The organism is Halomonas salipaludis (genome assembly GCF_002286975.1).
Classification (GTDB): domain Bacteria; phylum Pseudomonadota; class Gammaproteobacteria; order Pseudomonadales; family Halomonadaceae; genus Franzmannia; species Franzmannia salipaludis.
The window spans coordinates 32,680-47,173 of sequence record NZ_NSKB01000015.1 but is presented as its reverse complement, the minus strand read 5'-3'; the positions used below and the strand labels follow the sequence as shown (position 1 = coordinate 47,173).

The 14,494-nt window shown below is 59.3% G+C and carries 13 protein-coding genes and 1 pseudogene; 9 read left to right on the top strand and 5 right to left on the bottom strand.

The annotated features are described in order from the left end of the window. Positions 1-260 precede the first annotated feature (260 nt). The 4 genes and pseudogenes from CK498_RS26425 to CK498_RS24410 all read left to right on the top strand — a co-directional run. Positions 261-350, top strand: a pseudogene (locus tag CK498_RS26425) (transposase); the annotation flags it as partial. Beyond that, positions 342-533: an MbcA/ParS/Xre antitoxin family protein gene (locus CK498_RS26645; RefSeq protein WP_229359208.1), complete on the top strand. Its 192-nt coding sequence runs from the start codon at positions 342-344 to the stop codon at positions 531-533. The pseudogene CK498_RS26425 and the gene CK498_RS26645, both read left to right, overlap by 9 nt. 31 nt (positions 534-564) lie before the next feature. Further along, positions 565-990 (top strand): hypothetical protein, encoded by a 426-nt coding sequence (locus CK498_RS24415; protein WP_095623453.1) that lies wholly within the window; start codon positions 565-567, stop codon positions 988-990. 266 nt (positions 991-1,256) lie between these two features. After that, positions 1,257-1,919: an SOS response-associated peptidase gene (locus tag CK498_RS24410; protein WP_095623452.1), complete on the top strand. Its 663-nt coding sequence runs from the start codon at positions 1,257-1,259 to the stop codon at positions 1,917-1,919. Positions 1,920-1,947: 28 nt separating this feature from the next. Here the strand turns inward: CK498_RS24410 and CK498_RS24405 are convergent, their stop codons facing one another. Both CK498_RS24405 and CK498_RS24400 read right to left on the bottom strand, forming a co-directional pair. Further along, on the bottom strand, positions 1,948-2,235 hold the full coding sequence (locus tag CK498_RS24405; RefSeq protein WP_095623451.1) for a hypothetical protein: 288 nt from the start codon (positions 2,233-2,235) through the stop codon (positions 1,948-1,950). A gap of 81 nt (positions 2,236-2,316) precedes the next feature. Continuing rightward, a complete protein-coding gene (locus CK498_RS24400; protein ID WP_095623450.1) occupies positions 2,317-3,159 on the bottom strand; it encodes a DinB/UmuC family translesion DNA polymerase in 843 nt (280 codons plus the stop codon). A gap of 122 nt (positions 3,160-3,281) precedes the next feature. On the opposite strand from CK498_RS24400, the gene CK498_RS24395 reads away from it, so the two are divergent. The 3 genes from CK498_RS24395 to CK498_RS26005 are packed head-to-tail and all read left to right on the top strand — an operon-like array spanning position 3,282 to position 8,106. Continuing rightward, entirely contained in the window at positions 3,282-4,637 is a 1,356-nt protein-coding gene (locus tag CK498_RS24395; protein ID WP_095623449.1) for a site-specific integrase, read from the top strand. Next, entirely contained in the window at positions 4,634-7,642 is a 3,009-nt protein-coding gene (locus CK498_RS24390) for a site-specific integrase (RefSeq protein WP_095623448.1), read from the top strand. Before CK498_RS24395 ends, CK498_RS24390 begins: the two co-directional genes overlap by 4 nt. Then, on the top strand, positions 7,639-8,106 hold the full coding sequence (locus CK498_RS26005; protein WP_141247013.1) for a hypothetical protein: 468 nt from the start codon (positions 7,639-7,641) through the stop codon (positions 8,104-8,106). The genes CK498_RS24390 and CK498_RS26005 overlap by 4 nt, the downstream gene beginning before the upstream one ends. An 84-nt stretch (positions 8,107-8,190) precedes the next feature. Here CK498_RS26005 and CK498_RS24385 read toward each other — a convergent pair whose 3' ends face one another. Further along, positions 8,191-8,937: a sulfite exporter TauE/SafE family protein gene (locus CK498_RS24385; RefSeq protein WP_095623447.1), complete on the bottom strand. Its 747-nt coding sequence runs from the start codon at positions 8,935-8,937 to the stop codon at positions 8,191-8,193. A 63-nt stretch (positions 8,938-9,000) separates the two neighbouring features. Between CK498_RS24385 and CK498_RS26285 the strand changes: the two genes are divergently transcribed. Further along, the gene (locus CK498_RS26285; RefSeq protein ID WP_176475898.1) at positions 9,001-9,171 is read left to right on the top strand and encodes a hypothetical protein; all 171 of its coding nucleotides are present in this window, start codon (positions 9,001-9,003) and stop codon (positions 9,169-9,171) included. Between the two features lie 254 nt (positions 9,172-9,425). Here the strand turns inward: CK498_RS26285 and CK498_RS24375 are convergent, their stop codons facing one another. Both CK498_RS24375 and CK498_RS24370 read right to left on the bottom strand, forming a co-directional pair. Beyond that, positions 9,426-10,616 carry a Gfo/Idh/MocA family protein gene (locus CK498_RS24375; protein ID WP_095623445.1) on the bottom strand — a complete coding sequence of 397 codons (1,191 nt, stop codon included), beginning with the start codon at positions 10,614-10,616 and terminating at the stop codon, positions 9,426-9,428. A gap of 357 nt (positions 10,617-10,973) precedes the next feature. Further along, positions 10,974-12,473, bottom strand: coding sequence for a CoA-acylating methylmalonate-semialdehyde dehydrogenase (locus CK498_RS24370; RefSeq protein WP_095623444.1), 1,500 nt, complete (start codon positions 12,471-12,473; stop codon positions 10,974-10,976). A gap of 581 nt (positions 12,474-13,054) precedes the next feature. On the opposite strand from CK498_RS24370, the gene CK498_RS24365 reads away from it, so the two are divergent. Continuing rightward, entirely contained in the window at positions 13,055-14,491 is a 1,437-nt protein-coding gene (locus CK498_RS24365) for an NAD-dependent succinate-semialdehyde dehydrogenase (RefSeq protein WP_095623443.1), read from the top strand. Positions 14,492-14,494: the final 3 nt, after the last annotated feature.

The following is a 14,494-nucleotide window of genomic DNA, read 5'->3' as shown; positions in this document are numbered from 1 at the left end:
CCGTGGTGCCGGCAGCTCAGAGGACTCGGCCCGGCGTTCGAGGCGGCGAGCGGTTCTGACGGAGAGGCCGGCCTTGGCGGCGGCGACCTCCTGGGTCTGGCCTTGTTGGCGTTGCGACATATAGAGCGTGACCTGTTGGCTGGTGACCGCCATACCGGCTCCCTGGTGGGTCGGGACAAGCGGTCAAGCTTAGGGCAACCGGCCACAATAGTTGTCGTCGGCCGGCCAGAGTAATTGTCGCTCTATACCCAGGAGGTTCCATGAGTCGCCAGCGATACACCGAAGAATTCAAGGTCGAAGCGATCAAGCAAGTGACTGAGCGTGGCCATCCCGTCGCTGAGGTGGTCGATGCTGAAGCTGTGCTGGATTACGTCGTTAACGTGTTCGAGGACGCCGACATCGCTCGCGAGTGGCTGCACTGCGAGGTGCCGGCGCTATCTGGCTCGCGGCCCATGGATCTGCTCGGCACGTCTAGAGGGCGGCAGTCGATACGCGAGGCTTTGGGAAAAATCGAATGCGGCGAATTCTCATAACGCTCAATAGCCCATAACTTCGGAGTATCTAATGGTTGTCTTCTCCGACCATGACATCCAGATCCTGGTTGATGATCTCAATGATCATGCCTCTTTGCTGCAAGAGCACGGCTTGCGGCTGGAAGCTGCGGACCCTATGGCGTCTCGTGCCATGCTGGCTATTGCGCATGAGCTTTGGGAAATGCAAAAGACGTTGGGTGATGGTCGACGCACGCAGCATCAAGGGCCGCGCGAAGCAGGTGAGCCGATCGTCAACGTGCACCATACATCAACAGGAACCCCGTATGTGCGGATTCAAGACATCCCGGAACGGTTTCAGGATGGCTTCATGCGCTATCTACTTGGCGCAGCCGTGCCTGTCGTTGATGGTGAGACGGGGCCTGTCGCTTTCGAAGTTGACTGGCTGGACTGGTTTCACGACCGCCGGCCTGACCGCGGCCGCGAACGTGCTACGTGATGTTCAACCGCCACCTTACTATTTCAGTACACAGCAAGAAGACCTTACATGATCATCGGCAATGCCCGCTTCAGTGAATCGCTTGGGGTATCCTAGCCACCCGCCAGGCTATGGAAATGGCGACGCCGCAGTTAAATCAACCCGCAGCGCTGTCGGCCTACGCCTTGGAAAGCTGAAGGTATCGGCATGATCTATGGTGAATGGCGGGGACCGTCGATGAGCGTTGCTGCGTCAGCAGGTTAGTTGTCAGGCTTCCGAGGTACGCCATGTGTGGACGCTTCGCTCTCTACAGTGATTACCCCAAGCTGTCGGCTTCGCTGAAGCTACCGCTAGCCGAGCCTGAGCAGCCTCTGGCGCAGCGCTACAACGTCTCCCCGGGTACCTTCATCACGGCAGTGCGCCGCGGCGATGACGAGGCGCCGTTACTGATGACTGAGCTGTGGTGGGGCTATCGCCCTCATTGGGCCGGCGAGAAGGCGCCGCAGCCGATCAATGCGACGGTCGAGAAGGTCGTGACCTCAACGTACTTCCGCGGTGCTTTCGCCCATCACCGCTGCCTGGTGCCCGCTGATGGCTGGTTTGAATGGGAGCTTACCGATGGCAAGAAGCAGCCGCATTTCCTGTGCCGTGAGGATCGCGAGCCACTCTGGCTGGCGGGGATCTGGACCAAACGGGCGGATGGCACGCCGGGGTGTGCCATCATCACCGAGCCGGCCCGCGGAGTCGCTGGGGAGGTCCACTCGCGTATGCCGCTGGCCCTGGATGCCGAAAGCCTCGAGCCGTGGCTCGACCCACACCTGACCGACCGCGAGACCATCCGTCATGTGGTCCATCACCTAGATGCACAGCTGATCACTCACTGGCCGGTCAGCACCCGCGTCAACCGCCCGACCAACGACGGAGCCGACCTGATCGAGCCAGCACGATAGCGTCGACACCGACTATACCGTCAGCGTTTCAATGCAACATCTGGCTTCGTGCGGCGGCCAGCCGCTGAATGTCCTGTTCCGTGCTGACGACGGCGATCCAGTCGCGTGAGAGGTTACGGCTAGCCCAGTCCTTGGCCGTCTCCCATGCCATTTCTTCATCTGTGCCCGCTGCCTGGGGCGGCATGATGTAAGTGATTGGCTGTGGGAATTCCTCAGGGTGCCAGCGCGTGATGGCGAGCCACTCGTGGTTAGTCGGGTCGCGTACCATGCTCAGCTCAACTTCGGTACCGCACAGCGTGAAAACGCAGTGTCGCATGTTGCCCTCCATCGTCTACGAAGAGCATATGGCCAGGGTGTCTGCGCGGCTGTAGGACAACTCGGCAATGTATGTAGGTGATTACCGACGCAAGCATCCCGGTCGGACGATGGGCAGCTCATCCCAGCGTGTGGTCCAGCGTGGCGTTCGGTTGGCGCAACGCAGGTGCCAAGCAGCACCGGCCTCTGCTCGTCCGAAGGTGACGGTGCCTTTACCCATCCTCTGGTTTAACTGGTCGACCGCGGACATCAGCTGCTCGCTACGCGCACTCTCAGCCTGGCTCTGTGGAGTATCCAGCAGTGAGAGCTGCTCACGGTTGGCATCGATCAGGTCGACCAACATCACGCCCGCTTTCATGAAGCGATAGCGAGGCCTGTAGATCGCATCCAGGGCCTGGCTGGCCGCATGCAGGATGGCGCGGCTGTCATCGCTGGGTGATGGCAGCTCGACAATGGCACTGGGGGAGTATTGTGGCAGGTCAGGCCGGTGCCGATTGGTCTTCAGGAAGACGTATACGGCGCGCGTCAGGCTGTCCTGTGCGCGCAGCTTCTCGGCACTGCGCTGAGCGAATTGACGAATGGCCTGATGGATCTGCTGGCGGTTATCAGTCAGGCGCCCGAAGGAGCGCGAGGTCATGATGCGCTGTCGAGCGTCGCCTGGGTCGTTCATCTCGATGCAGGGGATGCCCTTCAGTTCCAGGCAGGTGCGCTCCAGGGTCACCGAGAAGCGCCGACGAATCTGCTTGGCATCCGCCTGAGCTAGATCCCAGGCGCTGTGCAGGCCGAGCAGTGCGAGCCGTTCGACCAGCCGTCTCCCCACGCCCCATACGTCGCCAAGGGCAACCTGCTTCAGCAGCGCCTCACACTCCTTGGTACCCGGCCTCATCACGCAGACGCCACCGTAGAGGGGCAGCTTCTTGGCCATCCGATTAGCCAACTTGGCTCTATACTCCAGAGTGGGTTCTTTCTCATCAAAGATACTGTAATGCAGTCATAGAACATGTGCAGGTAGCATCAGTGTGCCTTGCCTTGGGGAGGTAACCGCTTATGCCGGTTTATCGAGTCTTGCGTGCCGAAGGTTGCTATCCCTTTCATGTGGTGGATCGCGATGGGTTGCCGCATCCGGAGCTGACCCTCTATGCCTGCCTGTCCGTGCGTCACCATGCATCGCTGACGGCAAGAGCCTACACGAGGGAAGTGGTTTCCTTTGCTTCATGGGCGACAGATCATCCCGTCGTGATTCGACAGGGTTGGCAGTTGCTGGGGCCACCGGCTCAGGTGCGGGTAGTGTTGGCTTTTTTCCTCGCTTCGGAAATGAAGTGCATCGTGGCGTTAGGTCGAGATCGCGGTGGATTCGAAACTCGCCGGATCGAACCGACTTGGCAGACTGGCCGGCGCCTGGAACGGCTCCTGGCGGCGCTGAGATCGTTCTACACGGTACTGCATGAGCACGGTCACTATCACCATGGCAATCCGATGGATGCCGACGGCGCCCGTCGTTACATCGAAGAGGAGCGCCGCCGGCAACTCCGAGCGTTTGTCGATGCCCATGGTCGAATGCCCATGCCTGCTGACAGTGGCGTAGACGGCGTTCGAGAGATGCGCCTTTCCGCCAGTTATTTCCGGCTGAAAGGGAATCAATGGTTACCCGAGATACTGGATGAACCAGCCTTGATGAACAGGGTCATGTCAGCTGGTGAGCAGTGGGGGTGGACACTACGTGAAACCGCCTTGGTACGTATCCTCTTTGATAGCGGCTGCCGTGTGCACGAGGCTTGCCAACTCAGCGTGGCGGACTGGGTACAGAGTGGTTTTATGCGAGAGATGTTGGCGATCAGCAAGGGAAGTCATGGACGCCGAGTGAAAAGGCTGTTCATTACCGACCGCACGGCCAAGGTCTTGCGACGATATGTGGACGAGCAGCGTGCTCGGCTAGATCCCCGAGGATATGGGCTTACGGAACTCGCTGAACTCCCTGTGGAAGCCCTTCACCGCATTCCACTGTTTCTGACTCGACGCGGCACATCAATGAACCCGGACCACTTCCGCCGCGACTATTGGGCACCGGCTCTCAGCGCCGCGGGCCTACAAGTGCGTTGCCATCAGGTCCGCCACTGGTTCGTGACACAGGCGCTCAATGACATCCACCAGCGTGCCCGATCCGCCGAGGAACTGCAGAGCCTGCGTGGTGCCCTACGTGAGCTCATGGCCTGGACAAGCGACATGCTGCCAATCTATGACCAAGCTATCCGCCGACATAACCTGCCGGAGTTGGCTCATCGCATTCATGCTCGCATCGAACGTGAGCACAGGCATGATCGCGCTCGCCGTTCCCAACCGGCTCCTCGTCCCGAGTCAATAACCGAGAGCCAGAAAATGTTAGATGAGATGCTGAAACCATGACGCCGCCGGCACGGCAACACCGCGTCGATCCGGAGCATCGACGGCTTACGATACGTGCCGATCTTGATCGCCGACGCGAGCTGGGTGTGGCATTCGTGAACCAGGAAATTATGGCGGTAACCGGCTACGATCGCAAGACGATCAGTGGCGTTACCCAGCGTTATGTCCGTGAACTGGCAGCGGAGTTGTTGGACACGGCAGTCGAGAATCAAGAAGCTTATGAACGCTGGGTACGTGACTACCGCACCTTTCGCCCCTCTATTACGCGCACAACAAGTGGTCCGGTGCTGTTCCGACGCTTTGCGCGGCTGGTCATCGAACAGCTGCATCGCGAGAACGCGGTGATGACGGTGAACGCAGTTGAAGCCATTACGGGAGGACGAAGACAGATCCTCAATGAGGAGTTGGTTCTCTGGGAGCAGGAGACCGGTCATCAGGTAGCGCGCACGGTTGCCTGGAAATCTCTCGACACCTACGGTACCACCGTCCTCGTGGGCGAAAATCATGCGCTGAACCAGCGGAACGAATCGATCAAGGCCGAACTGGACCGTCGTCGCCGGCTCGGCACTCCCTTCAAGCTGGCCGACATCAGTAGATGCTTAGGATTTAGCGTAGCCACCGTGTCGGGGTATTCGCGCCACTATGTGGCAACATTGGCCGATGAGCTCTTGAGCGCCCCGGTCGACAGTCGTGAGGCCTATGAGGGCTGGCGTCGGGACTTCAACACCTTTCGCTATTCGCTTCCCAATACGCGGCGTTCACGTGAAGTGCTCACGCGGCTCACACGTCTGACCATTGAGCACCTACACCGTGAGGGACATACGGTAGCCTACAGCGAGGTACTGCGGATTTCCGATCACAATGATCGTCACATTAAACAAGAAATCCGGCGTTGGGAAGCAGAGACGGGGCATCAGGCCAGGCCATTGCGGGTATGGAAGGAGATCACTCTACAGATGGTATTCGACAGCGTATCACCAGCACTCCATCACCTGCCGTTGACCTTTCTGGAATCATTGAGTATGGGACGGCCCTTCAATGAATCCCAACGACGAATGATCCATTCCATTTTGCAGCCGAAACTGCGGGACGTGGCCTTCTTTGTCATGACTTTCGCCGACGGAAACCGGCCTAACGACATCACTTTCTTTGCCAACATGTCGCGCTATCTGAAACAGTTGAAGCTACCGGATATCGACGCACTTGACCCTGAGGTGTTTTACCAAAGATACCATGATGGTGAGGTGTTGCCAGAAGAAGGCTCACCCAAACGCGGTCGGTTCCTGCAGACCTATTTTCGCCTGCTGCGCAAACAAGAGGATTACTTGCTTAGACTGACACCCGAGCAGCGCCGGGCCGTGGCGCCCTGGCAGCTCAGTGGATTGAAGGATGACCACTTCTGGCACCGCTCCACTATCCATCGAGACGTGAGAACCGACCAGAGGATGCGTCGCAAGGCAGCGACCGCCGTTGTACATGATCAATTCTATCTGCTTCGTGATGTGGCCGAGCGCCGAAGCATTCAGGTCGAGCGACTGCATACAGCCTTGCAGGACGCCATTGCCCATCATAAACGGGAAGGGGAAGCCCTGCCGATGTCATTCTCGATCACCGATGAAACGGTATCAACATCAGGCCGCACTCGACCGACACAGCAGCATTTTAGGCTCTGGGATGCAGCAACATTGCGTTCTGTGCATGAGCCCGTGGCAGAAGACTTCTATTATCATCAGGATCAGCGTCAGCGTATACGTGCGGCGGTATGTAACCAGGCACGTTACTTCCTAAGCTATGAGGGTGGCCATGCTCGTGATGATGCCACTTTGATAGAGCCTTACTGGTTCATCGAGCTTTTGCAGGCCAATGTGCTTAAGTCTCAAGTTATCGATTCTGACTTTCTGAGGCATAACGGCTTCTCAAAGGCGGCTTTCCAACTCCCGCCACGATCAACTTGGGGTGTGTCTATATCCCATTGGTTGGAGCGAATCTCACGGGATCTTGACATAACCTTTATTCCACTGGAGGCACTCAGGCTAGCTGCTCTCGTCGGGCATGCGGCCATTCAGATCATGACCAAGACCGGGGCTCGCATGAACGAGTTCCTGCAGATAAGATTGAGTCAAGAGAACTTATCACGAGTGCTTCTCTCCAAAGATCGTGAAGCGATTGCTTTCCGCGCGATCCCCAAGGGACGCCAGGCAGAAGAGCCCTACTATATTGACGAGCGCTGCATGAGGGCACTACACGCTTGGTGGAAGTTCCAGCGTGAGCGAGGACAGTACCTGGAGACCATCCCGCCTACCAGAAGCTTGCGTCACAAACTTCGACCGGCGCCCTACTTATGGCAGCATGCCGGAAGGCATTTCAGTCATAAGGATGTCAATGCGACGATGTCCATCATGTTGCACGGCATCTCGTTGCAAACTGCTGCCGGTGAGGCCGTACGGGTCACTTCCCACCTGTTGCGCCACGGCTTTGCCACGGAAATGCGGGCGTTGAACACGCCTGTGGATGTGATCGCACTCCTCATGAAGCAGCGAGATGTGCGAGTGACCGAGTACTATTCCCAACCGACGCCGGCCAGGCTGATGGAGTTACAACAAAAGATCTTTGAAAGCCGTGTGGACCTGTCCCGTACCCATGTGCGATCCCCAGCGCAAATCCGGCGGCAGATCGAAGCCGCGCAGGAGCAGGTGGGCGCACTGATCCCGGTTATCGGTGGACGGTGCACGGTGGCCAGTCAGTGCCCCATCAAGTTCGCCTGCATCGGCTGTGCCGGGAATGCGCCCGACTGGCGCAAGCGTGACCAAGTGATCATCTACCGGCAGGCCTGTGCGCAGATGGCGAAAATGGCGGAAGCACAGAACCTGCCCGCCGAAGGGCGCAAGGCAAAGGAAGCCATGGCGAGCTGCGACGATGTGTTGGCCGAGATGGAACTGCTGGAACAAGCTGATCAGGCGGCTGCCGATCCCGTCATACTGACCATCGGGAGAAAGGAGAGATGACACGACCATCCCGTAAGGCGCGTTCAGAGGCGGCGATGGCCGGTTTGAAACGCAGTCATCAGCAGCGTCGCAATCGAAGCGTAGTGATCGTGCGCAGAGCGATCAACCGGCTACAGGAGACTGGCAGCCCCGTGACACTGGGACGTATTTCGAGAATATCGCGTGAACTCTCCGACACGGGAGTTGGTGTTTCAGAATCCACCATTCTTCGAAATCCTGAATGCCGTCAATTATACGAAGAAGCCGCCCAACCTGTTCGCCGGCGGCGTACTGTTGGTCGGCCACTTGCTCGCGAGGTGGAAAGACCCAGCGACGCGGAGCGGCGTCGCATGCATTACTTGATGCGCCAAACCAAAGCTGAACTGGCCGCCCGCATTATCGCTGTGGAGCGAGAGCTGGCTTGCTCGGAAAAAGCGAATGGGGTACTGCGTGACCAAATTCTCCGAGAGAAATTGAACCTATAATCATATTTTTCAATGCCTATATGTAGAGTCCCGGATGATCAAATCGCCTATAGAAGTTATCCTCTGCTAGCCGCTAGGGGCGTCTCACCCCAGTGCCTTGACCAGCAACTGCACGCCGACGATGGCCATGACCAGAATCACCAGACGGTAGAAGAGGCGCTCGCTGACCCGGTGCTGTAGCCACAGGCCGCTGTGCACCCCGGCCCAGGCCACCGGTACCAGCACCAGCGATCCCCCGGCACTGGTCAGGTTGATCTCTCCGAGCCACAGGTAGGGCGGCAGCTTCATCAGGTTGAGCGCTGCGAAGAGGATCGAACTGGTGGCGATGAACGCCTCCTTGCTCAGCCGCCGGGGAACCAGGTAGAGGTTGAGCGGTGGCGCCCCGGCATGCGCCAGGAAGCTGGTGAAGCCGCAGCCAGCACCGGCCGGCAGTGCCCAGCGAGTCGTGATGGGGCGGCCCGCCGAGGGCTTGAACAGCATGTAGGCCGCGAACAGCAAGGAGATCACGCCCAGCAGCAGGCGGACGCCATCCTCGTCCAAGCGACCAATCAGCAGGGTGCCGATGATCACCCCGATGACCAACCCTGGGAGCAAGTGACGCACCTCGAGACGGTTGTGATGCCCCCACCAGGCCTTCACCGTGAAACCATCCATCACCAGAAGCAGCGGTAGCAGCAAGCCGGCCGCCTCTACGGGGCCGATAGCAAGCGCCATCAGCGGCACCGAGAGTGTGCCGAAGCCTCCGGCGAATCCACCCTTGGAGACACCGGTCAGGTAAGTGGACACCACGATGAGGGTCCAGGCCAGCCAGGAGTAGTCGGGGAGCGACATGGTACTTCCTTGAATGGGACGAATGAATACGACGATACCGCCCCATGGCGGTGCTCCGGCGTCATGATACCGCATGGGGTGGAGCGTCAGTGCTGGCAGCTTCCCCTGGGGGGCGGCGCTGCCGACGTCAGCGGCCAGCATCGCCAGGGTGGAGAAGAGTATGCGATTCTAGAAGCCCACTCGATGTTGTACCAGACCATCACCTTGACCAAGCCGTCGCTCACGCGGGTGTGATGTGGTCGGCGTCGTGGTTGAAATCGATTGAGGCTAACGGCTGAACGTTGACCTTCGGTTTCGATGACGCCTGGCTGGCCCTGAGCAACTTCAGCAGTACCGGACTCAAGGTGGCATGTGTCGGGGCCTTCGGTCTGTTCCCCTTGGAAATCGACATCTCCATAGCTATAGAGTCAGTATGTCAGACAGCCTTATACCGACAGGCAGTGTATGCGTCTCAGGCCAAGGAGGGACAAACTCGGACTGATAATGCGCTATATCATCGAATAGTCGTACTTCGGAATGACCTGAACCCAGAATCCATTGCCGCGATTTGACTCCTCGGCGGCTTCTATGAATCTCACGCCCTGTACGCCGTCCTCGATTTGCGGGAATAGCAGGGGATCTTTCGGTGACGCCTGGGCTGTCAGCGCATCTGTGACAGCTTCTGCGAAGTCGCGATAAAGGGTGGCGAAAGCCTCGCGATAGCCCTCCGGATGCCCGATTGGGACTGCGCTGGCATGTTTGGCGCTCTCGTATAGGCCCGGCCCACCTTTGGTAAACACCTGAGCAGGCTGGTCCAGGCTGCGGAAGAGCAGTTCGTTGGGGTACTCCTGATGCCATTCGATGCCGCCTTTGCTGCCAAACACGCGCAGATAAAGTCCATGCTCCGCCCCTGCTGCGGCCTGGGTCACCCATAGGGAGCCGCGAGCCCCATTGGCGTACCTCAACTGAATACTGGTGTAGTCGGTTGCGGTGCGGCCCGGTACCATCGTGCAGCTATCTGCACTCAACTGTTCGGGCTGCATGCCTGTGACATAGGAGCAGAGGTGGTAACAGTGCGTGCCGATATCAGCGACGATCAGGTTTTCACCGGCGACTTCAGGGAGCATGTGCCAGTTGGTACCATTTTTTTCGTCTTCGGCCATCTCGGCCAAATGCCCCTGAACGTAATTGCATTGAATCATTCTAATTTCACCGAGATCCCCGGCCTCGACCATTGCCTTTGCCTGGCGGACCATGGGATACCCCGCATAGCCGTAAGCCACACAGAACTGCAATCCAGTTTGGTTGACTAGTGCGGCCAGGCTTATGGCTTCGTGGTAATGGTTGGTAAGAGGTTTCTCGCAGATCACGTGCAGGCCGCTTTCTAGGGCCAGACGTGCTATTTCATAGTGACTATTGTTAGGCGTCATGATGGCGATGACGTCGATGCCGTCTTCGCGGGCGGTTTCCGCTTCGATCATCTCCCGTGCTGAGTCGTAGCCGCGAGGGATTCCTAGGGCGGCTGCGTAAGCAGTGGACCGCGCCGCGTCGGATGAGAGAACGGCGGCGATAACCTCGTACTGCTCGTTCATCAGTGCGGCACCCCGATGTATTGAACCGATAAATGAGCCTGGGCCACCGCCTACAACGCCCAGTCGGAGGCGGCGACCGATAGTTCCTACAACATAGTTTGCGCTCATAAGATTCTCCTTCGTTGCGAACGAAAGTGTCAGCAACTTTGTGACATTCTAGGGTTAGGTAGCTGACCGACGGACCAGTATCGAGGTTGGTGGGGAAGTTTTGATCGTTTTCCATAACTGCTCCCCTCTCCGTTGATTTGATATTTAGGAATTGTCGCTGGGCCAACGCATCAGTATTGGAATAGGATTATCTAGCTGGCTGCCATTGGGACTATGTGGTCTTGTGAACTGCAAAAAAGTATTGCCCCGGCAGTTGACGTTCACCGGGCCAATACCTGCCGATACTGTTGCGATATCGACACGGCCAAAGGGCCGCATAATGCGCAGACTTCGACGTCTGCAAGAGCCGTACTTTGGTTACTGCATGGTCGGCATGACGAAGTCCGCGCCGGAGCGGATGCCGGTCGGCCAACGCGAGGTAATGGTTTTCAGCTTGGTATAGAAGCGAACGCCTTCTGGGCCGTGCATATGGTGGTCGCCGAAGAGCGAAGCTTTCCAGCCACCGAAAGAGTGGAAGGCCATCGGTACCGGAATCGGCACGTTGACGCCGACCATCCCGACCTGGATCTGGTGGGCGAATTCACGGGCGGCATCGCCGTCACGGGTGAAGATCGCGGTGCCGTTGCCGAATTCGTGTTCGTTGATCCAGCGCGCAGCGGTTTCGTAGGAATCTGCGCGTGCGACGGCCAGGACCGGGCCGAAGATCTCTTCCTTGTAGATCTTCATATCGGTCGTGACGTGGTCGAACAGCGTACCGCCGATGAAATAGCCGTTTTCGTGCCCAGCGACCTTGTGATCCCGGCCATCGATGACTAGCTTGGCGCCTTCCTCGACGCCGGAGTCGATATAACCGCGCACGCGTTCGAGGTGTTCGCGTGTGACCAGCGGCCCCATTTCCGCGGCGGTATCGGTACCGGGGCCCACCTTGAGCTCCCGCAGCCGTGCCTCGAGCTTGGCGACCAGGGCGTCGGCGGTTTGCCTACCCACCGGAACCGCGACGGAGATCGCCATGCAGCGCTCGCCGGCGGAACCGTAGGCCGCTCCCATCAGCGCATCGACGGCCTGGTCGAGATCGGCGTCCGGCATGATGATCATGTGGTTCTTGGCACCGCCCAGCGCCTGGCAGCGCTTGCCGGTGCGCGCGGCGGTTTCGTAGATGTAACGAGCGATCGGCGTCGAACCGACGAAGCTGATTGCGGCGATGTCCGGATCGTTCAGCAGTGCGTTGACCGATTCCTTGTCTCCCTGGACCACGTTGAAAACGCCGTCGGGCAGGCCCGCCTCCTTGAGCCATTCGGCAATCAGCAGCGATGCGGACGGATCACGCTCAGAGGGCTTCAGGATGAAGCAGTTGCCACAGGCCAGGGCGACCGGGAACATCCACATCGGCACCATCACCGGGAAATTAAAGGGGGTGATGCCGGCGACGATACCCAGCGGCTGCCGCAATGCATGGCTGTCGACTCGGGTGCCGACGTTCTCGGTGACTTCACCCTTGAGCAGTTGCGGTGCGCCCACCGCAAACTCGACGACTTCCATGCCGCGCTGAATTTCGCCTTTGGCGTCGGACAGGACCTTGCCGTGCTCAGCGGTGATCACGGCTGCCAGTTCATCCGTGCGTTCTTCCAGGATACGCAGGAAACGGTTGAGGATTCGGGCGCGTCGTAACGGGGTCGTGGTGGACCAGGCGGGGAAGGCCTTCTTGGCGACTTCCACGACGTCCCGTACTTCTTCCGTGGTGGCCAGCGTCACGGCGCCGGACTGTTCGCCAGTAGCGGGATTGAACACCGGGCTGGTACGCGTGCCCCGGCCAGTTCTCTCTTCTCCGTTTACGAAATGATTGATTGTGTTTGGCATATCGGTACCTCGAATCAAAGTGAGTGTCAGCGTAGAGCCGTGCCGTTGAAGTACGCCGCTTTTCATTCTGCGCCTGCCGATATCGAACTGAGATCGCGTAGCTCGGGTTTGGGGACTGCAGGGTGTCGGACGGAAATCAGATGCTCATGCTGCGCGGCGATCTGCTATGACGAGAAAGCATATTGCGTCTAAAATTGCAGGTCAACTGAAATTGCAACTAAAATTGCAGTTGCGCGCCGATCGCCTGGCAGCTTGGTCCCGTGGCGTGGGACTGCCGGCCAGGGGCGCAGGTTGCCTGGGCTGACGCCGAGGCTCCGGGTCGCGTCGACGCGCCTTCGGGCAGACGAAGCTTTGCGGCCGACAGTCGGGTGCCCGAACCGATTGTGCAATCATAGTTGCATTAAAAAATTATTTGCAATTAAAGCTGCGGTGGCGCTATCGTGCTGCCATGGAACTGCGGACGTAGTCAGGTGATCGGGGGCGGCCCGGTCAGCTGGTACGCGTTACCGGAGAAATCGGAAGGGGCGGCGGGCCGAATGCCGGTGCTCCCAGGTAATCACACTCAGGAGAGCCTCCACGCTATGTACAACAACTACGGACTTTTCATCGACGGTGAATGGCGCAAAGGGAGCAGCGATACCGTCATCTCGGTACTCAATCCCGTCACTGCTGAAGTCTTGGGCGACGTTCAGGCGGCGTCCTTCGAGGATACGGAGGCGGCCATCGAGGCTGCGGCGGCAGGGTTCGAGACGTGGCGCGCAACTGCCGCCTGGAACCGGGCCGATCTGCTGCATGCCGTGGCGGATCAGATGGTGGCGGCAGCCGACGAGGCGGCGCATCGCATCTCCCTGGAAACCGGCAAGCCGCTGGTACAGGCCGGCCGGGAGTGGGTCCTGTCCATCGACCAATTCCGCTGGTACGCCGAGGAAGCCCGTCGTCTTTACGGTCGCATCGTAGAAAGCCGCGTGCCGGGCGGGCGTATCGAAGTCCACCACGAACCCGTGGGTGTCGTCGGTGCCTTTACCGCCTGGAACTTTCCGGCCGTGTTGATCGCCCGCAAGGTGGCGCCGGCCCTGGCGGCGGGCTGCGCGGTGATCGTGCGGCCATCGAGCGAGGTGCCGGGCACGGCGATGGTGCTGTTCGAATGCCTCCGCAAGGCGGGACTCCCCAAGGGCGTCGTGAATCTCGTCGTCGGTCCGACGAGCAGCACCTACGATCCGGTCCTGGCCTCGCCGGTGGTGCGCAAGATTTCATTGACCGGCTCGACGCGGATCGGTCAGCAGATGATTCGCGACTCCGCCGACACCGTCAAGCGCGTCAGCATGGAGCTGGGCGGCAACGCACCGGTCATCGTTTTTGAAGATGCCGACCTCGAGCAGGTCCTCGACCTCTGCGTGCCCACCAAATACGCCAACGCTGGGCAGGTCTGTGTCACGGCCGACCGTTTCTATGTTCACGAAAGCCTTTATGACCGTTTCGTCGAAGGCTTCGCCCAAAGGGCGCAGCTGCTGAAGCTGGGCAGCGGGCTAGACGAAACGACCCAGATGGGACCCCTCATCAACCAGCGGCGGCTTGATGCGATCGAAGCTGTTGTTTCCGACGCCATCGGTCGCGGTGCGCGCGTAGTCACCGGCGGCAAGCGCCCCGAGGGAATCGGCGCGGGCTATTTCTTCGAGCCGACGGTACTCGCCGACGTGCCGGACGATGCCCTGGCCATGGCCGAGGAGAACTTCGGCCCTATCGCCGCTATCACCGCGTTCAGCGACACCGAGGAGGTGTATGCCCGCGCCAATTCGCTGCCCGTTGGTCTGGCGGCCTATGCCTTTACCCGGGATCCGGCGCGCATGCGCGAAGTCGTGGCCCGGCTCGAGGCTGGTATGGTCGGGGTCAACAGCTTTGCGCTGGCGGCGGCCGAAGCGCCTTTCGGCGGCATCAAGGATAGCGGCATGGGGCGTGAAGGCGGTGCCGAAGGCATCCATGACTACACCAATGTCAAACTCGCGCAAATTACAGTCTAGAGG

Bases quoted from the DNA above. Each gene is read 5' to 3' on its own strand.
- CK498_RS24405 (WP_095623451.1), bottom strand. From the start codon at position 2,235: ATGCGACACTGCGTTTTCACGCTGTGCGGTACCGAAGTTGAGCTGAGC.
- CK498_RS24390 (WP_095623448.1), top strand. From the start codon at position 4,634: ATGACGCCGCCGGCACGGCAACACCGCGTCGATCCGGAGCATCGACGG.
- CK498_RS24415 (WP_095623453.1), top strand. From the start codon at position 565: ATGGTTGTCTTCTCCGACCATGACATCCAGATCCTGGTTGATGATCTC.
- CK498_RS24365 (WP_095623443.1), top strand. From the start codon at position 13,055: ATGTACAACAACTACGGACTTTTCATCGACGGTGAATGGCGCAAAGGG.
- CK498_RS26285 (WP_176475898.1), top strand. From the start codon at position 9,001: ATGATACCGCATGGGGTGGAGCGTCAGTGCTGGCAGCTTCCCCTGGGG.
- CK498_RS24395 (WP_095623449.1), top strand. From the start codon at position 3,282: ATGCCGGTTTATCGAGTCTTGCGTGCCGAAGGTTGCTATCCCTTTCAT.
- CK498_RS24410 (WP_095623452.1), top strand. From the start codon at position 1,257: ATGTGTGGACGCTTCGCTCTCTACAGTGATTACCCCAAGCTGTCGGCT.
- CK498_RS24385 (WP_095623447.1), bottom strand. From the start codon at position 8,937: ATGTCGCTCCCCGACTACTCCTGGCTGGCCTGGACCCTCATCGTGGTG.
- CK498_RS24370 (WP_095623444.1), bottom strand. From the start codon at position 12,473: ATGCCAAACACAATCAATCATTTCGTAAACGGAGAAGAGAGAACTGGC.
- CK498_RS24400 (WP_095623450.1), bottom strand. From the start codon at position 3,159: ATGGCCAAGAAGCTGCCCCTCTACGGTGGCGTCTGCGTGATGAGGCCG.
- CK498_RS24375 (WP_095623445.1), bottom strand. From the start codon at position 10,616: ATGAGCGCAAACTATGTTGTAGGAACTATCGGTCGCCGCCTCCGACTG.
- CK498_RS26005 (WP_141247013.1), top strand. From the start codon at position 7,639: ATGACACGACCATCCCGTAAGGCGCGTTCAGAGGCGGCGATGGCCGGT.